The organism is Allobosea sp. 10L417, from assembly GCF_056395485.1.
The window spans coordinates 1007928-1030209 of sequence record NZ_JBFTJP010000001.1 but is presented as its reverse complement, the minus strand read 5'-3'; the positions used below and the strand labels follow the sequence as shown (position 1 = coordinate 1030209).

Here is a 22282-nt window from a genome sequence, read left to right as displayed (position 1 = left end):
AGAGACCCATGCTTCGTTTGACCATTGCCGCGGCCCTGCTCGCCGGCACCGCGCTCGCCGCGCAGGCCCAGGCCCTGCCGGACCGCATCAAGACCGCCGGCAAGATCGTGATTGCGACCCAGCCGAACTATCCGCCGATCGCCTACAAGGACGTGGCGACCAACCAGCTCGCCGGCTTCGACATCGAGCTGGGCGAGGCCATCGCCAAGGAGCTCGGCGTCAAGGTCGAGTGGCAGGAGACCGCCTTCGCCCAGATGCTGCCCTCGCTGCAGACCGGCCGCGTCGATGCGGTGATGGCTGGGATGAGCGACCTGCCGGCGCGGCGCGAAAGCGCCGATTTCGTCGATTACATGGATTCCGGCGCGCAATTCTACACGGTCACGGCCTTCAAGGACACGATCAAGACCCCGGAAGACCTTTGCGGCAAGAGCGTCGGCGCCAGCCGCTCGACCAACTGGCCGCGCCAGATCGGCGAGTGGAGCGAGGCGAACTGCGTCGCCAAGGGCAAGCCGGCGATCAACGTGGTCGGCACCGAAGGCTCGGTCGACGCCCGCACCCAGCTCAAGACGCAGCGCCTGCAGGGCGGCGTCCAGGGCAGCGAAACGATGAGCCATTTCCAGAAGCTCGAGCCCAACACCTATATCCCGCTGGGCAAGCCCTTCACCCACTCGCTCGCCGGCATTCCCTTCGCCAAGACGGCTGAGGGCACGCAGCTGCGCGACGCCGTCAAGGCGGCGCTGGACCGCCTGCAGGCGAACGGCACCTATGACGCGCTGATCCAGAAGTACGGTCTGCCCGACAACGCGATCAAGCCGATCACGGTCAACAAGGGCGAGTAAGCCGCCTTTTGATCGGGGGCGCAGCAGCTCTGGCGATCTCGACGACAATCATCCCGGCCGGGTCCGCCCGCGCCGGGATTTTCGTATCGGCCGCCCCGCCGGCTCATCCTCGCCTGGCATCGGATGGGCTTGCCCGGGCGGCCGCGCTGCCGTAACCCGGTCAGGTCTATCCTGGATCGCTCCCCGCACGCCGCCATGTCAGCCTCGATCACCGACCGTTACGCCGCCCTGGTCGAGGCGGGCGCCATCGAGCGCGATCCGGCGCAGGTGGCGGCGGTGAAGAAGCTGGAGGCGCTGACGGAGACGCTTGCCGCCCGCCGCCTCGCCCGCAAGGGCAGCGCGCTGGGGTGGCTCTTCGGCAAGAAGCCGGATACTGCGCAGGCGCCGAAGGGGCTCTATATCTGGGGCTCGGTCGGCCGCGGCAAGACCATGCTGATGGACATGTTCTTCGAGGCCGCGCCGGTGAAGCGCAAGCGCCGGGTGCATTTCCACGAATTCCTCGCCGACGTTCACGTTCGCATCAACGCCTACCGACAGAAGATCAAGAGCGGCGAGGTCAAGGATTCCGATCCGATCGCGCCGGTTGCCGCCGATCTCGCTGATGACGCCTATCTGCTCTGCTTCGACGAGTTCACGGTCACCGACATTGCCGATGCGATGATCCTCGGGCGCCTGTTCACGGCGCTGTTCGCAGCCGGGATCGTCGTGGTCGCGACATCGAATGTCGAGCCGTCGCGGCTCTATGAGGGCGGCCTCAACCGGGCGCTCTTCCTACCGTTCATCGCGCTGCTGCAGACCAAGGTCGAGGTGCTCAAACTCGATTCGCGCACGGATTTCCGGCTGGAGAAGCTCGGCGGCGCGCCGGTCTACCATGTGCCCGCCGATGCGAAGGCCAGGGCCGCCCTCGATGCGGCCTTCAAGGCGCTCTCGGGCGTGGCGCAAGGGCACCGGACGGCGCTCCCCGTGCAAGGCCACGAGCTTGTCCTGCCGCAGGCGGCGGGTGGCGTAGCCCGGGCGGGTTTCGGCGATCTGTGCAGTCAGGCCTATGGCGCCTCCGACTACATCGCGCTGGCGCAGCGCTTCCACACGCTGGTACTCGACGATATTCCGATCCTCAATTTCGATCGGCGCAACGAGGCCAAGCGCTTCATCATCCTGATCGACACGCTCTATGAGCACCATGTGAAGCTCGTCGCTTCGGCAGCGGCCGAGCCGCATGAACTCTACCATGCGAGGCAGGGGCGCGAGGCCTTCGAGTTCGACCGCACGGTCTCGCGGCTGATCGAGATGCGCTCGGAGGATTATCTGGCCCTCCCGCATGGCAGGCCGGACTCGGCGGCGAGCGGCGACACCACCGGGCTGGTAGAGACCTGAACATGCCCCAGCGCGAACCGAGCGAGACCCGCATCCTTTCGGTCGCCAGCGAGCATCTGCGCAAGTTCGGGCTGAAGCGCTTCACCGTCGTCGCCGTGGCGGAAGAGGCGGGCATGACCCATGCCAATGTCTACCGCTACTTTCCCTCCCGCGTGGCGCTGATCGATGCCGTCGTCGATGTCTGGCTGAAGGCGACCGAGCGCAGACTCGCCGACGTCGCCGACGGCCCCGACCCGGCCGACGACAAGCTCGAACGGCTGATCCTGGCGCTGGCCAAGGCCAATCGCGACCTGTTGCAGGAGGACCCGCATCTCTTTGCGGCGCTGTCGCTTGCGGTCGCCAAGCGTCATGCCATCAGCCGGCGCAACCGCACGCGGGTGAGGGCCCTGTTCGAGCGCGTCGTCGACGAGGGGGTCGCGACGGGCGTCTTCGAGCCGCGGGACCGCGAGCGCGCCGTCGCCTTCGTCATCGACGCGACGAACCGCTTCATTCACCCCGCCTCGCTGGCGCTGGAAGCCGACGTGCCGCAGGCCTCGGTGGATACGCGGCTGTCCACCCTGATCCGGGTGATCCTGCGGGTGCTCGGCAGCGGGATCGTGTGAATAATTTTGTTACGAATTACAATATAAGTAAGTTGTAACTTATGGTCTTTGTCCCAAATGGAACCGAGTGCGCGAAGCCTTCTCCGATAAGTCTTTGAAAAATCGAGCTTGGCGCTGCGCTACCGTCCGGTCTGCCTGCAATGCCCGAGAAAAGCCGCTTTTTGGGCAAGGGTTGCGGCAAAAGCCCGGTTTGGGCCAAAGGAACGCACGCTTCGGCCGGCCCGCCGGCCAGTCGCAGAGCCAAGGCATTGTGGATGTCGAAGCCGGCAGCGGCCGGTCTCGATGGTAGCGCCAGAAACAAAAGGACTAGGCAATGGCCCGTAAGAAGATCGCCCTCATCGGCTCCGGCCAGATCGGTGGCACGCTCGCCCACCTCGCCGGCCTCAAGGAACTGGGGGACGTCGTCCTGTTCGACATCGCCGAGGGCATCCCGCAGGGCAAGGGCCTCGATATCGCCGAGTCCGCTCCAGTCGACGGCTTCGACGCCGGCTACAAGGGCACGAACTCCTATGAGGACATCAAGGGCGCCGACGTCGTGATCGTCACCGCCGGCGTGCCGCGCAAGCCCGGCATGAGCCGCGACGACCTGATCGGCATCAACCTCAAGGTGATGAAGTCGGTCGGCGAGGGCATCAAGCAGTACGCGCCGAAGGCCTTCGTGATCTGCATCACCAACCCCCTCGACGCCATGGTCTGGGCGCTCCAGAAGTTCTCGGGCATCAAGCCGAACATGATCTGCGGCATGGCCGGCGTGCTCGACTCCGCCCGCTTCCGCCACTTCCTCGCCGAGGAGTTCCAGGTTTCGGTCAAGGACGTCTCGGCCTTCGTGCTCGGCGGCCATGGTGACGACATGGTGCCGCTGGTCCGCTACTCCGGCGTCGCCGGCATCCCGCTGCCGGACCTCGTCAAGATGAAGTGGACGACGCAGGAGAAGCTGGACGCCATCGTCGAGCGCACCCGCAAGGGCGGCGGCGAGATCGTCAACCTGCTCAAGACCGGCTCGGCCTTCTATGCGCCGGCGGCTTCCGCCATCGCGATGGCGGAGAGCTACCTCAAGGATCAGAAGCGCGTCCTGCCGGCCGCGGCCTATCTCAAGGGCCAGTACGGCGTGAAGGACATGTTCGTCGGCGTGCCGGTGGTCATCGGCGCCAAGGGTGTCGAACGGGTCGTGAAGATCCGCCTCAATGGCGCCGAGAAGGAGATGCTGGCGAAGTCGGTCGCCTCGGTGCAGGGCCTGGTCGACGCCTGCAAGGGCGTCGACGCGTCGCTGGCCGGCTAAGGCGAGCGATGCGCCGGGCGCAGGCACATAGGCAGCAGACTATCGGGGGACGGCTGCGGCCGTCACCCGAGGTGCAGCACCTTCTTGACCATGTGGGTGAAGGAGCCGCGGCTCTTCTTGCGCTCGACGTCGGCCTGGCTCCGGAGCCAGGTCATCTGGACGACGCGCCGCTCGCCGACGAAGGATGTGTGCCCGTGCCAGGAGTTGTCCGCGCGACGGAACGCGAAGAGCGAGCCGGTGACCGGGCTGATCTCCTCCTTCATGTTCTCGAAGTCGGTGCCGTTGTAGAGCACCCGCAGGCGTCCGGCGGGCGAGTCCTGCCAGGCGTCGTTGAGGTAGACCAGCAGGGTCGCGATCTTCGATTCGCTGTCGGTGTGGATGCGTCCATCCTTCGCGGCGGAGACCTTGCGGATCGTGATCATCTTCGGCTTGTCGACGAGGTCGATGTCGAGCTTCTCGGAGACGATCTCGGACATCTCCCGGCCCTTCATCTCTTCGAGGAGTTTCGCGAAGGCGCCATGCCGGTCGAGATCTTCCTCGGGATGGTAGCCCGATTCACGGATGTCGGGGAAATCGCTGCGCAAGCTGTCGACAGCGCCCGGCAAGATGACGTTGCCGGCGACCAAGTAGTTGTAGGGGTCTCGCTCGGTGCGCGCGGAGCGAACGGAATCGATGTTGATGCAGGAATACGACATCGGCATAGGTTGATCCTCCAGTCAGATCTTCAGTCTGATTGTTCCGTCCTATCATCGAAATCCTCGGCCACGCAATCGGCCGCGAGAGGCGCTCGCGCCGGGGTTTCGCCGTCTTCGATCCGATGGGGTACGGTGCCCGGTTCCGGCCCTTCATTTTCCAAAGCCCAGTCAGGAGCTACCGGATGAATATCCACGAATACCAGGGCAAAGCCATCCTCAAGGAGTTCGGCGCGCCCGTTTCGGCCGGCTTCCCGGCACTGTCGGTGGCGGAGGCGGTCGAGGCCGCCAAGAAGCTGCCGGGGCCGCTTTACGTGGTGAAGTCGCAGATCCACGCCGGTGGCCGCGGCAAGGGCAAGTTCAAGGAACTGCCCGCCGAAGCCAAGGGCGGCGTGCGCCTGGCCAAGTCGGTCGAAGAGGTCGAGTCCCACGCCAAGGAAATGCTCGGCAACACGCTGGTGACCGCGCAGACCGGCGAGACCGGCAAGCAGGTCAACCGCCTCTATATCGAGGACGGCTCGGACATCGAGAAGGAGTTCTACCTCTCGGCGCTGGTCGACCGCGAGACCTCGCGCGTTGCCTTCGTCATCTCGACCGAAGGCGGCATGGACATCGAGGCTGTCGCCCATGACACGCCCGAGAAGATCGAGACCTTCTCGGTCGATCCCGCGACCGGGATCATGCCGCATCACGGCCGCTCCATGGCCCGCATCCTCGGCCTCTCCGGCGACCTCGCCAAGCAGGCCGGCACCGTTCTCAGCCAGATCTATGCGGCGTTCATCGCCAAGGACATGGACATGCTGGAGATCAACCCGCTGATCGTGACGACGCAGGGCCAGATCAAGTGCCTCGACGCCAAGATCTCGTTCGACTCCAACTCGCTCTACCGCCATCCCGAGATCGTTGCCCTGCGCGACATCACGGAAGAGGATGAGAAGGAGATCGAGGCCTCGAAGTACGACCTCGCCTATATCGCGCTCGACGGCACGATCGGCTGCATGGTCAACGGCGCCGGCCTCGCCATGGCGACGCTCGACATCATCCAGCTCTATGGGGAAAGCCCGGCGAACTTCCTGGACGTTGGCGGCGGCGCCTCGGAAGAGAAGGTGACGGCGGCGTTCAAGATCATCACCGCCGATCCGAAGGTGAAGGGCATCCTGGTCAACATCTTCGGTGGCATCATGAAGTGCGACGTCATCGCGCGCGGCGTCATCGCCGCGGTGAAGGCGGTCGGCCTTCAGGTTCCGCTGGTCGTGCGCCTCGAAGGCACGAATGTCGAGGAAGGCAAGACGATCATCCGCGACTCCGGCCTCAACGTCATTCCCGCTGATGACCTCGACGACGCCGCGCAGAAGATCGTCGCCGCGGTCAAGAAGGCCTGAGGAGCAGACATGTCCATCCTGATCGACAAGAACACCAAGGTCATCACCCAGGGCTTCACCGGCAAGAACGGGACCTTCCACTCCGAGCAGGCGATCGCCTACGGCACGCAGATGGTCGGCGGCACCTCGCCGGGTAAGGGCGGCTCGGTTCATCTCGGCCTGCCCGTCTTCGACACGGTCGCCGAGGCCCGCGACAAGACCGGCGCCACCGCCTCCGTCGTCTACGTTCCGCCCCCGGGCGCCGCGGACGCGATCTGCGAGGCGATCGACGCCGAGATCCCGCTGATCATCTGCATCACCGAGGGCATCCCGGTGCTCGACATGGTCAAGGTCAAGCGCTCGCTCTCGGGCTCGAAGTCGCGGCTGATCGGGCCGAACTGCCCGGGCGTCGTCACGGCGGGCGAGTCGAAGATCGGCATCATGCCGGCCAACATCTTCAAGCCCGGCTCGGTGGGCATCGTCTCGCGGTCGGGCACGCTGACCTATGAGGCGGTGTTCCAGACCACCCGCGAGGGCCTCGGTCAGACGACCGCGGTCGGCATCGGCGGCGACCCGGTCAAGGGCACCGAGTTCATCGACATGCTCGAGATGTTGCTGGCCGACGACAAGACCGAGTCGATCGTCATGATTGGCGAGATCGGTGGCTCGGCCGAAGAGGACGCGGCCCAGTTCATCAAGGACGAGGCGAAGCGCGGCCGCAAGAAGCCGATGGTCGGCTTCATCGCCGGCCGCACGGCTCCTCCCGGCCGCCGCATGGGTCATGCCGGCGCGATCATCTCGGGCGGCAAGGGCGGCGCCGAGGACAAGATCGCGGCGATGGAAGCGGCCGGCATCCGGGTGTCGCCCTCCCCGGCGCGCCTTGGAAAGACCTTGGTCGAGGTGTTGAAGGGCTGAGCCCCTGGACCCTCGCCGGCGCACGTCATGGTCGGGCTTGACCCGACCATCTCGTCCCGGAGGAGGCGACGGCAAAACGGCATGAGATGGTCGGCTCAAGGCCGACCATGACGGCAAATTAATGGATGTCCGGGCAAGGGTTCGGACATGTCGCAAGCGGTGAAGGAAGGCAGGAGCATCATGGCTCGCCAGGATATCAACGAGGCTCTCGCACAGACCGGGTTCCTCTACGGCGGCAACGCGGCCTATATCGAGGACCTCTACGCCCGCTACGAGGCCGACCCCAAGTCGGTCGACGAGCAGTGGCAGAGCTTCTTCGGCGCGCTGCAGGACGACAAGCAGTCGGTGCTGGAGAACGCCAAGGGCGCCTCCTGGAAGAAGCCGAACTGGCCGGTCGTCGCCAATGGCGAGCTGATCTCGGCGCTCGACGGCAACTGGGCCGTGGTCGAGAAGGTCGTCTCCGACAAGCTCGGCGCCAAGGCAAAGGCCGCCGGAACGGTGCTCTCGCCGGCCGATGTCCAGCAGGCGACCCGCGATTCCGTGCGCGCGATCATGTTGATCCGCGCCTATCGCATGCGCGGCCATCTCCATGCCAAGCTCGACCCGCTTGGCATCGAGAGCCGCAACGATCGCGAAGAGCTGTCGCCGACCGCCTTCGGCTTCGGCGAGGCCGATCTCGACCGCAAGATCTTCATCGACAACGTCCTCGGCATGGAGTTCGCCACCGTCCGTGAGATGGTCGCGGTGCTGCAGCGGACCTATTGCGGCACGGTCGGCATCGAGTTCATGCACATCTCCGACCCTGAGCAGAAGGCCTGGCTGCAGGAGCGGATCGAGGGGCCGGACAAGGAGATCGCCTTCACCAGGGAAGGCAAGAAGGCGATCGTCAACAAGCTGGTCGAGACCGAGGGTTTCGAGAAGTTTCTCGACCTCAAGTTCACCGGCACCAAGCGCTTCGGTCTCGACGGCGGCGAGGCGCTCGTTCCGGCGCTGGAGCAGATCATCAAGCGCGGCGGCGCGCTCGGCGTGCGCGACATCGTCTTCGGCATGGCCCATCGCGGCCGCCTCAACGTGCTGACCCAGGTGCTCGGCAAGCCGCACCGCGCGCTCTTCCACGAGTTCAAGGGCGGTTCCTTCGCGCCTGATGACGTCGAGGGCTCGGGCGACGTGAAGTACCATCTCGGTGCCTCCAGCGACCGCGAGTTCGACGGCAACAACGTCCATGTCTCGCTGACCGCCAACCCTTCGCATCTCGAGATCGTCGACCCCGTCGTGCTCGGCAAGGTGCGCGCCAAGCAGGATCAATTCGGCGACATCGTCGAGCGTTCGAAGGTGCTGCCGCTGCTGATCCATGGCGACGCGGCCTTCGCCGGCCAGGGCGTCGTGGCGGAGTGCCTGGGTCTGTCGGGCCTGAAGGGCCATCGCACCGGCGGCTCGCTGCACTTCATCATCAACAACCAGATCGGCTTCACCACCTATCCGCGCTATTCGCGCTCCTCGCCCTATCCGTCGGATGTGGCGAAGATGGTCGAGGCGCCGGTCTTCCATGTGAACGGCGACGACCCGGAAGCGGTGGTCTTCGCCGCCAAGGTCGCGATCGAATTCCGGCAGAAATTCCACAAGCCGGTCGTGATCGACATGTTCTGCTATCGCCGCTTCGGCCATAACGAGGGCGACGAGCCGGGCTTCACCCAGCCGCTGATGTACCGCAAGATCCGCGGTCACAAGACCACGCTGGAACTCTACGCCGCCAAGCTCGAGGCCGAGGGCGTCATCAACGCCGGCGAGCTCGACGAGATGCGCGCGGCCTGGAAGGCCAAGCTCGAGGTCGAGTTCGACGCCGGGCAAGCCTTCAAGCCGAACAAGGCCGACTGGCTCGATGGTCGCTGGGCCGGCATGAAGGCGATCCGCGCCGATGAGGACGATCCGCGCCGCGGCGCCACCGGCGTGCCGGCGGCGGTGCTCAAGGAGATCACCGAGAAGATCACGGCGGTTCCGGCCGGCTTCAACGTGCATCGCACGATCCAGCGCTTCCTCGACAACCGCAAGAAGGCGGTCGAGGCGGGCGAGGGCATCGACTGGGCGACCGCCGAGGCGCTGGCCTTCGGTTCGCTGCTGCTCGACGGCAACCCGGTCCGCCTCTCCGGGCAGGATTGCGAGCGCGGCACCTTCTCGCAGCGCCACTCCGTCCTGATCGACCAGGAAACCGAGGCGCGCCACACCTCGCTGAACCATATCCGCGAGGAGCAGGCCCGCTACGAGGTCATCAACTCGATGCTCTCGGAAGAGGCGGTGCTCGGCTTCGAATACGGCTACACCCTGTCGGAGCCGAACGCGCTGACGATGTGGGAGGCGCAGTTCGGCGACTTCGCCAATGGTGCGCAGGTGGTGTTCGACCAGTTCATCTCCTCGGGCGAGCGCAAGTGGCTGCGCATGTCCGGCCTCGTCTGCCTGCTGCCGCATGGCTATGAGGGCCAGGGGCCGGAGCATTCCTCCGCCCGCCTCGAGCGCTTCCTGCAGATGTGCGCCGAGGACAACATGCAGGTCGCGAACTGCTCGACGCCGGCGAGCTACTTCCACATCCTGCGCCGTCAGCTGAAGCGCGACTTCCGCAAGCCGCTGATCCTGATGACGCCGAAGTCGCTGCTGCGCCACAAGCGCTGCGTCTCCGACCTCGGTGAACTGGCCGAAGGCTCGACCTTCCACCGCGTGCTGCATGATGACGCCGAGCGCGGCAAGTCGACCACCAAGCTGGTCAAGGACTCGAAGATCCGCCGAGTCGTGCTCTGCACCGGCAAGGTCTATTACGATCTGCTGGAGGAGCGCGAGAAGCGGGGTGTCGACGACGTCTATCTGATGCGCGTCGAGCAGCTCTATCCGTTCCCGCTGAAGACGCTGGCGCAGGAGCTCGCACGCTTCAAAGCCGCCGACGTGGTCTGGTGTCAGGAGGAGCCGAAGAATATGGGCTCCTGGACCTTCGTCGAGCCCTATCTCGAATGGGTCCTCGGCCATGCCGGCTCCAAGTCGAAGCGGCCGCGCTATGTCGGCCGCCCGGCCTCGGCCGCGACCGCGACCGGCCTGATGTCGAAGCACACCGCGCAGCTCAACGCTTTCCTCGACGAGGCCTTCGCGGCCTGATCAACCCCCGGCGACACCGCTTCGGTGTTACCGGGTTCGATGCCGCATCGGCGCCTGAAGGCCGCTCCCGGGCTTCAGCCGGTGCCGAACCGACCGCCAGAGAACGAGACAACAGAGGCCTGACATGGCGACCGAAATCCGCGTACCCACCCTCGGCGAATCCGTTTCCGAGGCCACGATCGGCAAGTGGTTCAAGAAGCCGGGCGAGGCGGTGAAGGCCGACGAGCCTCTCGTCGAGCTGGAAACCGACAAGGTGACGCTGGAGGTCAATGCCCCGGCCGCCGGCGTGCTCGGCGAGATCGTCGCCAAGGAAGGCGAGACGGTCGGCGTCAACGCGCTGCTCGGCTCGATCGCCGATGGCGGCGCTGCCGCCGCTGCGGCGCCCGCTCCGAAGGCGGAGGCCAAGCCCGCCGCTGCACCGGCCGCCGAGGCTCCGAAGGCGGCTGCGACCAAGGCTGCGGATTCCGGCCCGGCTGTGGCCCGCCTCGCCGCCGAGAGCGGCATCAACGCCTCGTCGGTCCTGGCTTCGGGCAAGGATGGCCGCGTCACCAAGGGCGACATGCTCGCAGCGATCGCGACCGGCGTCGGCGCTGCGCCTGCGGCGGCTCCCGCCCCGGTTCAGGTCCGCGCTCCGTCGGCGCCGGACGACGCCTCGCGCGAAGAGCGCGTCAAGATGACGAAGCTGCGCCAGACCATCGCGCGCCGCCTCAAGGAAGCACAGTCCAACGCCGCGATGCTGACGACCTTCAACGAGGTCGACATGACCAACGTCATGGCGCTGCGCAACCAGTACAAGGACGTGTTCGAGAAGAAGCACGGCGTGAAGCTCGGCTTCATGGGTTTCTTCGTGAAGGCCTGCGTCCAGGCGCTGAAGGAGATCCCGGCGGTGAATGCCGAGATCGACGGCACCGACATCATCTACAAGAATTACTACCACATCGGCGTCGCGGTCGGCACCGAGAAGGGCCTGGTGGTTCCGGTGGTGCGCGATGCGGACATGCTGTCGATCGCCGGTGTCGAGAAGAAGATCGGCGAGTTCGGCAAGAAGGCCCGCGACGGCCAGCTCAAGATCGAGGAGATGCAGGGCGGCACCTTCACTATCTCGAACGGCGGCGTCTACGGCTCGCTGATGTCGACTCCGATCCTGAACGCGCCGCAATCGGCGATCCTGGGCATGCACAAGATCCAGGAGCGTCCGGTCGTCGTGGGCGGCAAGATCGAGATCCGCCCGATGATGTATCTGGCTGTGAGCTACGACCACCGCATCATCGACGGCAAGGAAGCGGTGACCTTCCTCGTCCGCGTCAAGGAAGGCCTGGAAGACCCGGCGCGCCTCGTGCTGGATCTCTGAGACCGGCCAACATGATGATCCCGGCAAAGCTCGTCTCCGGCGGTCTTGCCCTGGCCGGGATCGTCAATCTGCTACCTGTCATGGGCGCAGCCGGTGTCGACTGGCTGCGCTCTCTCTATGGTTTCGAGATCACCTCGCCCGATCTTGAGATACTGCTGCGACATCGCGCGGTTCTGTTCGGGATTCTGGGCCTGCTGCTGCTTGCGGCGGTGGTCCGTCCCGGGCTGCGCGGTGCGGTGGGACTTGCTGCCGCGGCAAGCATGGCGAGCTTCATCGTGATCGCGCTGATGGTCGGTGGCTATGGACCCGCCATCACGAAGATCGTGTATGCTGACATCATTGGCCTCGCAGCCCTCGTACCAATGGGGCTGTCACGGTTTGCGCGGCTGCATCGATCGTTGGGGTGATGCGTTGTGATGTACGATCTGATCTGATCGTTCAGCCCGGGCAGGGGACGGCACATGGCTTTCGGACCCAATCCTCCATCGATCCAGCCACATCTTTGCGTCAGGGGCGGTGCTGACGCGATCGCCTTCTACGAGAAGGCTTTTGGTGCCGAATGCACCTTCAAGGCGTTGGCCGAGGACGGCGTCAGGGTGATGCATGCCAATCTCGCCCTGTTTGGCGGCGAGATCATGCTGCATGACGAGTTCCCCGAATTCGGCGGCCATGTCACGGCGCCGACGAGCCTGAAGGGCACGGGCGTCGCCATCAGCATCAACCTGCCCGCGCCGGCTGATGTCGACGCTGCCCTCGCGAAAGCCGAGGCCGCCGGCGCCGACGTGTTCATGCCGGCGAGCGACGTGTTCTGGGGCGCCCGCTATGGCCGCCTGCGCGATCCCTTCGGCCATGTCTGGGCCTTCAACGCGCCGCTATAGCCGATACCGAGCCTTTGCTTCGCCGGCCGGATTGGCCTCAGCCGGACAAGCTGTCATCCTCCTCTTCTCCAGGCTGGAGGGAGCCATGACAGCACTTCCCATGACCACTGAAATCACCGTTCTCGGCTGGAGCGTGGTGCTCCTGCTCGTGCAAGTCGTTCTACAGGCGGGCACCTCGGCCGATCTCGGACCGGGCTATCTGGTCAGCCCGCGCGACGAGCCGCGCGAACCGAATATCGTCTCGCGGCGTCTCAAGCGGGCGCTCGACAATCTGCTCGAAACCTATCCAGCCTTCGTCGCGCTGGCGCTCGCGCTCACGATCACGGGCAAGGCCGGCGGCAGCGCCGCGACGGGTGCCTGGATCTATCTCGCCGCGCGGGTCGTGTATGTCGCGCTCTACGCTGCCGGCGTCCCGGTGCTGCGCACCCTCGTCTGGGTCGCCTCGTTCGTCGGTCTCGTCATGATGCTGTCTCGCCTGTTGGGCTGAACGGACGGCGCGCGGCGGCGATGGCGGCTGCGCCCCGCGACGCTATTTCACGACCATCGCCGAGAAGGGATGGACATAGGCCTGCAGCATCACGAAGCCGCCGACCAGGCTCGCCAGCGCGATGGAGTGCCAGAAGACGAAGCGCAGGATGACGCCCTCGTGGCCGAACCAGCCGGTCGCCGTGGAGGCGACGACGATCGATTGGGCGTCGATCATCTTGCCCATCACGCCGCCGGAGGAGTTCGCGGCGCCCATCAGGATCGGCGAGAGGCCGAGCTGCTCCGAGGTGACCCTCTGGAGATTGCCGAAGAGCACGTTCGAGGCGGTGTCGGAGCCCGTCAGCGCGACGCCCAGCCAGCCGAGCAGTGTGCCGAAGAAGGGATACAACACCCCCGTTCCGGCGAAGGCGAGGCCGAGCGTGGCGTCTATGCCGGAGAGCCGTGTCAGCGTGCCGATCGCCAGCATGGCGGCGATGGTGATCAGCGAGTAGGCGCAGAGCCGGATCGTCTTGCCATAGACCGAGATCATCCTGCCGGGGCCGAAGCCCATGGCGAAGCCGGAGAGGATCGCCGCGATCAGCATGCCCGAGCCGGTATAGGAGAGCCAGGTGAAGGAGAAGATGGCTCCTTCTGGCGTCGGTTTGGCCGCGACGGGCGCGACCTTGTTGATCATGTTGTGCAGATCGGGAACGGCGTAGTTCCAGGTCGCCCAGGGATTGACCGCGTTCTTGAACCAGCCCGTGCCCCAGATCAGCAGGATCACGCAGACGATGATCCAGGGCCTCAGCGCCATCCAGACTTGCGACGAGCTCGGCCTCGCCGCGGCGGCGGGCGGCGTCAGGCTGCCGTCGTCGGAGACGTCGTGGCCGCGCAATTTGGGTGAGATCCAGACCTCCCTTGGCTTCCAGATTTTCAGGAAACCGATCAGGCAGGCCATCGAGATGAGCGAGGCGCCGATATCGACGATCCAGGGATTGATGAAGTTCGAGATCAGGAATTGCGGGACTGCGAAGGAAACGCCGGTGACGAGGACTGCCGGCCAGATCTGCAGCATGCCGCGCCAGCCGGCGAAGACGCAGATCAGCCAGAACGGCACCAGCATGGAGAAGAACGGCAGCTGCCGCCCGACCATGGCGCCGAGCAGGAAGGGATCGATGCCGGTGACCTGGCTCAGGCCCTGGATCGGCGTACCCAGCGCGCCGTAGGCGACGGGCGCCGTGTTGGCGATGAGCGAGAGGCCGGACGCGGCCAGCGGCGAGAAGCCGAGCCCTATCAGGATCGCACCGGTGACGGCGACCGGTGTGCCGAAGCCGGACGCGCCCTCGAAGAAGGCACCGAAGGCGAAAGCGATCAGCAGGAGCTGGATGCGCCGGTCGTCGGTGACGCCGCCGATCGTGGTCTGCAAAGTCTTGAAGGCGCCTGTCTCTACCGTCAGACGGTACAGGAAGATGACGTTGAGGACGATCCAGCCGATCGGGAAAAAGCCGGTGACGGCGCCGAGCACGGTGGCGCGCAAGGACATGCCGGCCGGCATGGTGAAGATAAAGATCGCGACGAGATTGGCGACGATGAGCGCGATGACGGCGGCGATATGCGCCTTGACGGCGTTGGAGGCGATGAGACCGAGCAGAACGGCGACGGGTAGCACGGCTGCGAGCGTCGACAGGGCGCTGTTGCCGAATGGATCATAGACCTGATTCCACATGACGGCGTGCTCCTCCAGTGGGCTCACCTGCATTGCGCTTCAGCGAATGGCGTTTCTTCCTTTTGTCGCGATTGTGCGCAGTAAGCGCTCATAGGTGAGCCGCGACAAGCGCCGCGACATGCTGTCGACGCATGAATGACGTAGCGCTTGATGCGGAACCGATGTATTCCGGCCGCCATCCGCCGCGGCGTTCGCTCGCGGCCTCTCAGCGGATCAGCGGAAGGACGTCATGGCCTACGATCTCGTCGTCATTGGAACCGGCCCCGGGGGCTATGTCTGTGCCATCCGTGCCGCCCAGCTCGGCCTCAAGGTCGCGGTGGTCGAGAAGCGCAAGACGCATGGCGGCACCTGCCTGAATGTCGGCTGCATCCCGTCCAAGGCGCTGCTGCACGCCTCCGAGATGTTCGAGGAAGCCGGCCACACCTTCGAGAAGCTCGGCGTCGTCGTCGGCACGCCGAAGCTCGATCTCAAGGCAATGATGGCCCACAAGCAGGAGACTGTCGACGCCAACGTCAACGGCGTCGGTTTCCTGCTCAAGAAGAACAAGATCGACGCCTTCCACGGCACGGCCTCGATCCCGGCCGCCGGCAAGGTCGTCGTCACCGCCGAGGACGGCAAGACGCAGGAGCTGGAGACCAAGAACATCGTCATCGCGACGGGGTCGGAGTCGGCGCCGCTGCCGGGCGTCGAGATCGACGAGAAGACGGTGGTCACCTCGACCGGCGCGCTTGAGATCGCTTCCGTTCCGAAGGAGCTGGTCGTGGTCGGTGCCGGCGTGATCGGCCTCGAGATCGGCTCGGTCTGGGCCCGCCTCGGCGCCAAGGTCACGGTGGTCGAGTTCCTCGACCGCATCCTGCCGGGCATGGACGGCGAGGTCGCCAAGCAGTTCCAGCGCATCCTGGAGAAGCAGGGCTTCACCTTCCAGCTCGGCTCCAAGGTCACCAAGGTCGACGTGGCCAAGAAGGGCGGCGCGACCGTCACCGTCGAGCCCGCCGCCGGCGGCGAGGCCAGGACGCTCAACGCCGATATCGTGCTGGTCTCGATCGGCCGCCGTCCGAACACCGATGGCCTCGGCCTCGACAAGGCCGGTGTCGCGACGGACCGTGGCCGCGTCGTCATCGACGACCACTTCAAGACCAATGTCGCGGGCATCTACGCGATCGGCGACGTGGTGCGCGGGCCGATGCTGGCGCACAAGGCCGAGGATGAGGGCGTCGCGGTCGCCGAGATCATCGCCGGCAAGCACGGCCATGTGAATTACGACGCCATTCCCGGCATCGTTTACACGGCGCCGGAAGTGGCGGCGATCGGCAAGACCGAGGAAGAGCTGAAGGCGGCCGGCGTCGCCTACAAGATCGGCAAGTTCCCGTTCACGGCCAATGGCCGCGCCCGCGCCATCCGCCACACCGACGGCTTCGTGAAGGTGCTGGCCGACGCTGCGACCGACCGCGTGCTCGGCTGCCACATCATCGGCCCGCATGCCGGCGACCTGATCGCCGAGGTCACGGTACTGATGGAGTTCGGCGGTTCGGCCGAGGATCTCGCCCGCACCTGCCATGCGCATCCGACGCTGGCCGAGGCGGTGAAGGAAGCAGCGCTCGCCGTCGACAAGCGCCCGATCCATATGTGATCGGCAATCCGCGCCGTGCCTTCGGCGCGGTTTCGAGGCTGGCATGGGATTTCGAAGGAGCTGCAGGTTTGCAGCTCCTTTTTCGTTCGGGCGCGATCCTTAGCCCCCGGCGTTTTTAACCCCGCCGGGCGTGGAAGGCCGTCAGCGTGTTCTTGAGCAGGCAGGCGATGGTCATCGGGCCGACGCCGCCGGGGACCGGGGTGATGGCGCCCGCGACCTTCACCGCCTCGGCGAAATCGACGTCGCCGGTGAGCTTGCCGTCCGGCAGACGGTTGATGCCGACATCGATGACGGTCGCACCGGGCTTGATCCAGTCGCCTTTGACCATGCGCGGGCGGCCGACGGCGGCGATCACCACATCGGCGCGCTTCACCACGGCGGGCAGATCGCGCGTGCGCGAATGCGCGATGGTGACCGTGCAGTCGGCCTGAAGCAGGAGCTGGGCGACCGGGCGGCCGACCAGCTCCGAGCGGCCGATCACCACCGCGTCGAGCCCGGACAGGGAGGGCAACGCCTGCTTCAGCAGCAGCATGCAGCCGAGCGGCGTGCAGGGCACGAGGCCGTTCTTGCCGCCGGCGAGCAGGCCTGCATTGATCGGGTGGAGACCGTCGACATCCTTGGCAGGATCGATGGCGTCGATGATGCGGCCGGTGTCGATATGCTTCGGCAGGGGGAGCTGGACGAGGATGCCATCGACGCCGTCGTCGGCGTTCAGCTCGGCCAGTTTGGCGAGCAGCTCCGCTTCGGTCGTCTCAGCCGGCAGCCGGTGGGCGACCGAGTTCATGCCGACTTCGACGGCCAGCTTTTCCTTCGAGGCGACATAGACCTTGCTCGCCGGGTCTTCGCCGACGAGGACGACATGCAGCCCCGGCACGAGTCCGCTGGTGGCTTTGATCGCCGCGACCTCCCGGCCGATCTCGGCCCTGAGCGCGGCGGCGGCGGCTTTGCCGTCGATGATGCGGGCTTCGCCGGTCATTTTCCGACCTCATGCTTGGTGATGACGTCGCCGTCATGCGCGATCCGGCCGGCCCGGACAAGCCCGAATGCGACGGCCGCATGGCCGCAGACGCCATCGGCGGGGGAGGAGTGGCCGGCGCAACTTGCAGGCTTCCGGACGGCCCGGTATCTCCGAACCGAGAGTGGTTCGGCAGGAAGGGCAGGGACAACGTGACGACCGGTTTCGCCCGCTTGCCCGACGCGCCGGCCTTCCGCCTGAACGATCTACGTGTCCCTGCCTGCCTGATTGAAGATTGCAACATCCCGGCAGACCGCCATGGGCTGGCGCGGGTGGATCTCGCCATCGCCGATGGCCGTATCGAGGCGATCGAGCCGGTTGGCGCGGCGCCTTCCGGTATGGCCCCGCATTGCAATCTCGACGGCGGCATCGTGCTGCCGCGATTGGTCGACTGCCATACACATATCGACAAGGGCCATATCTGGCCGCGCAGCCCCAACCCGGACGGCACCTTTCCGGGCGCGCTCGCGACCGTTGGGGCCGATCGCGAGGCGAACTGGTCCGCCGTGGACGTGCGGACGCGAATGGATTTCTCGCTGCGCACCGCCTTCGCCCATGGCACGGCCGCGCTGCGGACGCATATCGATTCCGTCGGCAGGCAGATCGGCATTTCCTGGCCTGTCTATGCCGAGATACGGGCGGAATGGGCCGGGCGCATCGCCCTGCAGGCCTCGCCGCTGTTCGGGGCCGATGCCGCGCTCAATCCGGCGCATATGGCGGCTGTGGTCGCGGCGGTGAAGGCGCATGGCGACCGCTTGCTCGGCTGCGTTACCTACATGATTCCGGAGCTCGACCGGGCTCTCGACACCCTGTTCCAGGCAGCGATCGAGAACGGCTTCGACCTCGATTTCCATGTCGACGAGACCAACGACCCGGCGGCGCGCTCGCTGGAGCACATCGCCGATGCGGCGCTACGCCATCGCTTCAGCGGCCGCATCCTCTGCGGGCATTGCTGTTCGCTCAGCCTGCAGGCGCCGGAGGACGAGGCGCGCATCATCGCCAAGCTGCGCGAGGCCGGCATCGCCGTGGTTTCGCTGCCGATGTGCAACATGTACCTGCAGGACCGGCGACCAGGCCGCACGCCGCGCTGGCGCGGCGTAACCGCCGTGCATGAGCTGAAGGCCGCGGGCGTGCCGGTGATGATCGCCTCGGACAACACGCGCGATCCGTTCTACGCCTATGGCGATCTCGACCTCGTCGATGTCCTGCGCGAGGGCACGCGCATCCTCCAGCTCGACCATTCCGGCCCGGATTGGGCCAATGCCGTGGCCCGCACGCCGGCCGAGGCGATGGGCCTGCGGAATGCCGGCATCGTCGCCGTGGGCGCGCCGGCCGACCTCATCCTGACGCGGGCGCGTGACTGGACCGAACTCTTCTCCCGGCCGCAGGCCGACCGCAGCGTGCTGGTCGCGGGCAAGTCGATCGACCGGACCTTGCCGGACTACCGCGAACTCGACCATCTGATGGCGAGCGCCACGTGACGATCTTTCCCGCCATGACCTTTCCCGTCATGGTCGGCCCTTGTGCCGGCCATCCACGTCTTCCTCCGTCGCGGGCGGTGTTCAAGACGTGGATGCTCGCCACACGGGCGAGCATGACGCCACAGGAACGCCTCGCATGACCGAACGCTACGACATCGCCACGCTGAAGACGCGCCTTGGGGGCATCCGCACCGAGGAGAACCCGGCGTTGGTGAGGCAGAAGAGCCGTGACTTCTTCTGGTACTCGCCGGTGCTGAAGCGCCAGCTCGATCATGTCGTGGCCGATATCGTCGTCTCGCCGACCAGCGAGGCGGAGGTCGTGCAGGTTCTCGCCGCCTGTCACCAACTCGGCATTCCCGTCACGCCCCGCGGCACCGGGACGGGCAATTACGGCCAGGCGATGCCGCTTTCCGGCGGCGTGCTGCTCGATCTCTCGGGCTTCAACAAGGTCAAGGAGATCGCCGCCGGCCGCTATGTCGCCGAGCCCGGCGCGATCATGGCCCGCATCGACGACGAGACGCGCGCGCATTCGCGGCAGGAACTGCGCCTGCATCCCTCGACCTACCAGACGGCCTCGATCGGCGGCTTCATCGCCGGCGGTTCGGGCGGCGTCGGCTCGATCAAATGGGGCGGCCTGCGCGACTGGGGCAACATCATCCGGCTCAAGGTCGCGACGATGGAGGCTAGCCCGCGCATCCTCGAATTCTCCGGAGAGGATCTGCACAAGGTCGCCCATGCCTATGGCACCAACGGCATCATCACCGAGGTCGAGATGCCGCTCGGGCCTGCCTACAACTGGGTCGACGTCATCGTCGGCTTCGAGAGCCTGCGCACGGCCACCGAGTTCGCCAATGCTGTCGGCGAGCAGGACGGGCTGGCGCTCAAGAACCTTTGTGTGGTGGCCGCGCCGGCCCCTCACGATTATTTCCTGCGCCACCGCAAGTTCCTGCCGCGCGACAGCCATCTCGTCATCGTCATGGCCGCCGATTTCGCCGTGGACGCGCTCTGCGCCTATGCGCGCCGCTTCAAGGGCGCGGAGCTGCTGCTGCGCACCGACAAGCTCGCGGCGGAGGATGCCAAGGGCCTGCCGCCGGCCTATGAGCTCGGCTGGAACCATACGACGCTCCGGGCGCTGCGCGTCGACCCGGCGATCACCTATCTGCAGGTGCTCTATCCCTTCCCGAACCAGGTCGAGCTGGTCGACAAGATCCATGCCCGCTTCGGCGACGAGGTGACCTGCCATCTCGAGTTCGTGCGCTTCGACGGCAAGATCACCTGCTTCGGCCTGCCGCTGGTGCGCTTCACCAGCGAGGAGCGCTTGGAGGAGATCATGGCTGTTCATGAGGAGATGGGCGCGCCGATCTTCAACCCGCATCGCTACACGCTGGAAGAGGGTGGCATGAAGCAGACCGACGAGACGCAGCTCGCCTTCAAGCGCGAGGCCGATCCGCAGGGCCTGCTCAACCCCGGCAAGATGATCGCCTGGGAGGATCCGAGCTACGATTACCGCTCGGGCAAGACCTTCCTGTTCCGCAGCCTCACCGAGGCCGGTGTCGGCTAAGAGATCTTTTGAAGCCTCAGCCCTCATCCTGAGGAGCAGCCGCAGGTTGCATCTCGAAGGATGATCCAGATGGTCCGGAGCCTCCTTAAGCATCCTTCGAGACGCCGCTTCGCGGCTCCTCAGGATGAGGGCTTGAGAAATGTTCGAACAGAGGCCTCAGCCATGCGCGTGCTCGTCCTCTATGCCCATCCGGTTCCGGAGAGCTTCGGTGCCGCGGCCCATCGGACGGTGGTCGCGACGCTCAGGCAGGCAGGGCACGAGGTCGATGACTGCGACCTCTATGCGGATGGCTTCGATCCCGTGCTGAGCTGCGGCGAGCGCCGCGGCTATCATGACACAGCCAGCAACACATTGCCGGTTGCCGGCTATGTCGAGCGCGTCCGGGCGGCAGAAGCGCTGGTGCTGTGCTTCCCCGTCTGGAACTTCGGTTATCCGGCTATCCTGAAAGGCTTCCTCGACCGCGTCTTCCTGCCCGGCGTCTCGTTCAGGATGGAGGACGGCAAGGCCCAGCCCGCGCTCCACAATATCCGCCGGCTCGCGGCCGTGACGAGCTATGGCGGCTCGCGCTGGCGCGCATTTCTGATGGGCGATCCGCCCCGCAAGGCAGTTTGCCGGGCGCTCCGCGCAGTTTGCCATCCGCTGGCGCGCACGACCTACCTCGCCCATTACGAGATGAACCTCTCGACGGTGGATAGCCGCGAGGCATTCCTGCAAAAAGTCGCCACAAAGCTGGCGGTCTTTTAGCTCTGACATCGGATTGTCATCTGTCTGTCATCTTGGCGCGCGACTACGCAGCCGGCGAAGCGTCTGCTTATCCGTCCAAGGATCGGCCCGAAGGATCGACCTATGACCAAGGCAATCGAGAAAAGCGTCGGCCGTGCCCTGCTCGTCACCGCCCGGCTGCATCGGTCGCGGATGGGTGAGAGACTGAACGGACTCGGTCTGTTTCCAGGGCAGGAGCAGGCGCTGAAGGCGCTGCAGCCGGCGCCGATGACGATGGGCGAGCTCGCCTCGCTCCTGCGCGTGAAGCCGCCCACAGTATCGAAGACGATCGGGCGCTTGTCGCTGCAGGGACTGGTGACGCGCGAAGGCGGCAATCGTGACGGCCGGCTTGTTCAGGTCGCGCTGACGGAAGCCGGGCAGAAGACCGCTGTCGAACTCGACGCCGTCTGGAACGAGGTCGAGGAGGAACTTCTCGACAAGCTCGACGGCAAGGAGCGCAAACAGCTGCGCAAGCTGCTGCGCAAGGCTGCAAAGGGCCTGTCCAAGGCCGGCGCCGATCACGACGACCCGGATAGCGATATCGACGAGGCCGATAGCGACGCCTGATTTCTGCATGGAGCGCATGCGCTCCTGCACTGGCGAAGGCTACTAAATCGGTTCAATCTTGCTTTGTCATTCCTCCAGAGCATGGCGAAACCGGACGTGCCCCTGCCAACCGAGGCCCCTTCCGAAGCCGGGCGAGCCCGGCTCGCGGCCATCGGCCTGATGGGCGTGGCCGTCCTGCTGTTTTCGATGCTCGATGCGAGCGCGAAATGGCTGGGCCAGTCGATGAACCCGCTGCAGGTGGTGTTCGCGCGCTACGCCGGCAGCATGATCCTGGTCCTCGCCCTGATCAATCCGTGGACTCACCCCGGCGTGCTCAGGACCAAGCGCCCCGGGCTGCAATGGGGTCGTTCGCTGCTGCTGCTCGGCTCGACCGCGCTGAACTTCGTCGCGCTGCGCTATCTCCAGCTCGCGGAGACGATTTCGATCATGTTTGCGGCGCCGCTGCTGGTGGCGCTGGTCTCGGGACCGCTGCTCGGCGAATGGCCGGGGCCGCGCCGGCTGGCGGCGATCGCAGTGGGCTTTCTCGGCGTGCTGGTGGTGACGCGGCCGGGCATCGGCGGCATGCATCCGGCCGCGCTGCTATGTGCCGCAGGAAGCGGCTTCGGCACGGCTGGATTGAGCCTGCGATAGGCGCGTCATGTTCGGG

The 22282-nt window shown here is 65.9% G+C and carries 20 protein-coding genes; 17 read left to right on the top strand and 3 right to left on the bottom strand.

The genetic code is table 11. The annotated features are described in order from the left end of the window. Nucleotides 1-8 precede the first annotated feature (8 nt). From AC1DE3_RS05230 to mdh, 4 genes are all read left to right on the top strand, one after another. Entirely contained in the window at nucleotides 9-839 is an 831-nt protein-coding gene (locus AC1DE3_RS05230) for an ABC transporter substrate-binding protein (protein WP_476780285.1), read from the top strand. 195 nt (nucleotides 840-1034) lie between these two features. After that, entirely contained in the window at nucleotides 1035-2213 is a 1179-nt protein-coding gene (gene zapE / locus AC1DE3_RS05225) for a cell division protein ZapE (protein WP_476780286.1), read from the top strand. Between the two features lie 2 nt (nucleotides 2214-2215). Further along, nucleotides 2216-2815 carry a TetR/AcrR family transcriptional regulator gene (locus tag AC1DE3_RS05220; RefSeq protein WP_441510363.1) on the top strand — a complete coding sequence of 200 codons (600 nt, stop codon included), beginning with the start codon at nucleotides 2216-2218 and terminating at the stop codon, nucleotides 2813-2815. Between the two features lie 313 nt (nucleotides 2816-3128). Further along, complete coding sequence (gene mdh, locus AC1DE3_RS05215; RefSeq protein WP_441472987.1) at nucleotides 3129-4094, top strand: malate dehydrogenase; 966 nt, start codon at nucleotides 3129-3131, stop codon at nucleotides 4092-4094. 62 nt (nucleotides 4095-4156) lie between these two features. On the opposite strand, the gene AC1DE3_RS05210 is transcribed toward mdh, so the two are convergent. Then, nucleotides 4157-4795 (bottom strand): 2OG-Fe(II) oxygenase, encoded by a 639-nt coding sequence (locus tag AC1DE3_RS05210; RefSeq protein ID WP_476852129.1) that lies wholly within the window; start codon nucleotides 4793-4795, stop codon nucleotides 4157-4159. A gap of 176 nt (nucleotides 4796-4971) precedes the next feature. Here AC1DE3_RS05210 and sucC point away from each other — a divergent pair, with 176 nt between their 5' ends. The 7 genes from sucC (at nucleotide 4972) to AC1DE3_RS05175 (ending at nucleotide 12916) form a co-directional block, all read left to right on the top strand. Further along, nucleotides 4972-6168, top strand: a complete 1197-nt coding sequence (gene sucC, locus AC1DE3_RS05205; RefSeq protein WP_476780287.1) for an ADP-forming succinate--CoA ligase subunit beta — start codon at nucleotides 4972-4974, stop codon at nucleotides 6166-6168. A gap of 9 nt (nucleotides 6169-6177) precedes the next feature. Further along, entirely contained in the window at nucleotides 6178-7062 is an 885-nt protein-coding gene (sucD, locus tag AC1DE3_RS05200) for a succinate--CoA ligase subunit alpha (protein ID WP_476852128.1), read from the top strand. A gap of 180 nt (nucleotides 7063-7242) precedes the next feature. Continuing rightward, a complete protein-coding gene (locus AC1DE3_RS05195) occupies nucleotides 7243-10200 on the top strand; it encodes a 2-oxoglutarate dehydrogenase E1 component (protein ID WP_476852127.1) in 2958 nt (985 codons plus the stop codon). Nucleotides 10201-10324: 124 nt separating this feature from the next. Next, on the top strand, nucleotides 10325-11551 hold the full coding sequence (odhB, locus tag AC1DE3_RS05190) for a 2-oxoglutarate dehydrogenase complex dihydrolipoyllysine-residue succinyltransferase (RefSeq protein WP_476780288.1): 1227 nt from the start codon (nucleotides 10325-10327) through the stop codon (nucleotides 11549-11551). An 11-nt stretch (nucleotides 11552-11562) separates the two neighbouring features. Beyond that, nucleotides 11563-11958 (top strand): hypothetical protein, encoded by a 396-nt coding sequence (locus AC1DE3_RS05185; protein WP_476780289.1) that lies wholly within the window; start codon nucleotides 11563-11565, stop codon nucleotides 11956-11958. A 54-nt stretch (nucleotides 11959-12012) separates the two neighbouring features. After that, on the top strand, nucleotides 12013-12429 hold the full coding sequence (locus AC1DE3_RS05180) for a VOC family protein (RefSeq protein ID WP_476780290.1): 417 nt from the start codon (nucleotides 12013-12015) through the stop codon (nucleotides 12427-12429). 85 nt (nucleotides 12430-12514) lie between these two features. Beyond that, nucleotides 12515-12916, top strand: coding sequence for an MAPEG family protein (locus AC1DE3_RS05175; RefSeq protein ID WP_476780291.1), 402 nt, complete (start codon nucleotides 12515-12517; stop codon nucleotides 12914-12916). 42 nt (nucleotides 12917-12958) lie between these two features. Here the strand turns inward: AC1DE3_RS05175 and AC1DE3_RS05170 are convergent, their stop codons facing one another. Continuing rightward, entirely contained in the window at nucleotides 12959-14620 is a 1662-nt protein-coding gene (locus AC1DE3_RS05170; RefSeq protein WP_476852126.1) for an L-lactate permease, read from the bottom strand. A gap of 229 nt (nucleotides 14621-14849) precedes the next feature. On the opposite strand from AC1DE3_RS05170, the gene lpdA reads away from it, so the two are divergent. Beyond that, nucleotides 14850-16250 carry a dihydrolipoyl dehydrogenase gene (gene lpdA, locus AC1DE3_RS05165; protein ID WP_476780293.1) on the top strand — a complete coding sequence of 467 codons (1401 nt, stop codon included), beginning with the start codon at nucleotides 14850-14852 and terminating at the stop codon, nucleotides 16248-16250. A gap of 115 nt (nucleotides 16251-16365) precedes the next feature. Here the strand turns inward: lpdA and folD are convergent, their stop codons facing one another. Beyond that, a complete protein-coding gene (folD, locus tag AC1DE3_RS05160; protein WP_476780294.1) occupies nucleotides 16366-17226 on the bottom strand; it encodes a bifunctional methylenetetrahydrofolate dehydrogenase/methenyltetrahydrofolate cyclohydrolase FolD in 861 nt (286 codons plus the stop codon). Between the two features lie 191 nt (nucleotides 17227-17417). Here folD and AC1DE3_RS05155 point away from each other — a divergent pair, with 191 nt between their 5' ends. The 5 genes from AC1DE3_RS05155 to AC1DE3_RS05135 all read left to right on the top strand — a co-directional run bounded on the left by AC1DE3_RS05155 (nucleotide 17418) and on the right by AC1DE3_RS05135 (nucleotide 22266). Next, nucleotides 17418-18746 (top strand): cytosine deaminase, encoded by a 1329-nt coding sequence (locus AC1DE3_RS05155; protein ID WP_476780295.1) that lies wholly within the window; start codon nucleotides 17418-17420, stop codon nucleotides 18744-18746. A gap of 136 nt (nucleotides 18747-18882) precedes the next feature. Then, nucleotides 18883-20307 carry an FAD-binding oxidoreductase gene (locus tag AC1DE3_RS05150; protein WP_476780296.1) on the top strand — a complete coding sequence of 475 codons (1425 nt, stop codon included), beginning with the start codon at nucleotides 18883-18885 and terminating at the stop codon, nucleotides 20305-20307. A 162-nt stretch (nucleotides 20308-20469) separates the two neighbouring features. Continuing rightward, nucleotides 20470-21051, top strand: a complete 582-nt coding sequence (locus AC1DE3_RS05145) for an NAD(P)H-dependent oxidoreductase (protein WP_476780297.1) — start codon at nucleotides 20470-20472, stop codon at nucleotides 21049-21051. Nucleotides 21052-21153: 102 nt separating this feature from the next. Next, entirely contained in the window at nucleotides 21154-21636 is a 483-nt protein-coding gene (locus tag AC1DE3_RS05140; RefSeq protein ID WP_441510348.1) for a MarR family winged helix-turn-helix transcriptional regulator, read from the top strand. 96 nt (nucleotides 21637-21732) lie between these two features. Beyond that, the gene (locus tag AC1DE3_RS05135; RefSeq protein ID WP_476852125.1) at nucleotides 21733-22266 is read left to right on the top strand and encodes a DMT family transporter; all 534 of its coding nucleotides are present in this window, start codon (nucleotides 21733-21735) and stop codon (nucleotides 22264-22266) included. Nucleotides 22267-22282: the final 16 nt, after the last annotated feature.

Coding starts and splice junctions, on each gene's coding strand:
- AC1DE3_RS05145 (WP_476780297.1), top strand. CDS start 20,470: ATGCGCGTGCTCGTCCTCTATGCCCATCCGGTTCCGGAGAGCTTCGGT.
- folD (WP_476780294.1), bottom strand. CDS start 17,226: ATGACCGGCGAAGCCCGCATCATCGACGGCAAAGCCGCCGCCGCCGCG.
- lpdA (WP_476780293.1), top strand. CDS start 14,850: ATGGCCTACGATCTCGTCGTCATTGGAACCGGCCCCGGGGGCTATGTC.
- AC1DE3_RS05210 (WP_476852129.1), bottom strand. CDS start 4,795: ATGCCGATGTCGTATTCCTGCATCAACATCGATTCCGTTCGCTCCGCG.
- AC1DE3_RS05140 (WP_441510348.1), top strand. CDS start 21,154: ATGACCAAGGCAATCGAGAAAAGCGTCGGCCGTGCCCTGCTCGTCACC.
- AC1DE3_RS05180 (WP_476780290.1), top strand. CDS start 12,013: ATGGCTTTCGGACCCAATCCTCCATCGATCCAGCCACATCTTTGCGTC.
- AC1DE3_RS05175 (WP_476780291.1), top strand. CDS start 12,515: ATGACAGCACTTCCCATGACCACTGAAATCACCGTTCTCGGCTGGAGC.
- zapE (WP_476780286.1), top strand. CDS start 1,035: ATGTCAGCCTCGATCACCGACCGTTACGCCGCCCTGGTCGAGGCGGGC.
- AC1DE3_RS05195 (WP_476852127.1), top strand. CDS start 7,243: ATGGCTCGCCAGGATATCAACGAGGCTCTCGCACAGACCGGGTTCCTC.
- AC1DE3_RS05185 (WP_476780289.1), top strand. CDS start 11,563: ATGATGATCCCGGCAAAGCTCGTCTCCGGCGGTCTTGCCCTGGCCGGG.
- AC1DE3_RS05150 (WP_476780296.1), top strand. CDS start 18,883: ATGACCGAACGCTACGACATCGCCACGCTGAAGACGCGCCTTGGGGGC.
- sucC (WP_476780287.1), top strand. CDS start 4,972: ATGAATATCCACGAATACCAGGGCAAAGCCATCCTCAAGGAGTTCGGC.
- odhB (WP_476780288.1), top strand. CDS start 10,325: ATGGCGACCGAAATCCGCGTACCCACCCTCGGCGAATCCGTTTCCGAG.
- sucD (WP_476852128.1), top strand. CDS start 6,178: ATGTCCATCCTGATCGACAAGAACACCAAGGTCATCACCCAGGGCTTC.
- AC1DE3_RS05170 (WP_476852126.1), bottom strand. CDS start 14,620: ATGTGGAATCAGGTCTATGATCCATTCGGCAACAGCGCCCTGTCGACG.
- AC1DE3_RS05230 (WP_476780285.1), top strand. CDS start 9: ATGCTTCGTTTGACCATTGCCGCGGCCCTGCTCGCCGGCACCGCGCTC.
- mdh (WP_441472987.1), top strand. CDS start 3,129: ATGGCCCGTAAGAAGATCGCCCTCATCGGCTCCGGCCAGATCGGTGGC.
- AC1DE3_RS05220 (WP_441510363.1), top strand. CDS start 2,216: ATGCCCCAGCGCGAACCGAGCGAGACCCGCATCCTTTCGGTCGCCAGC.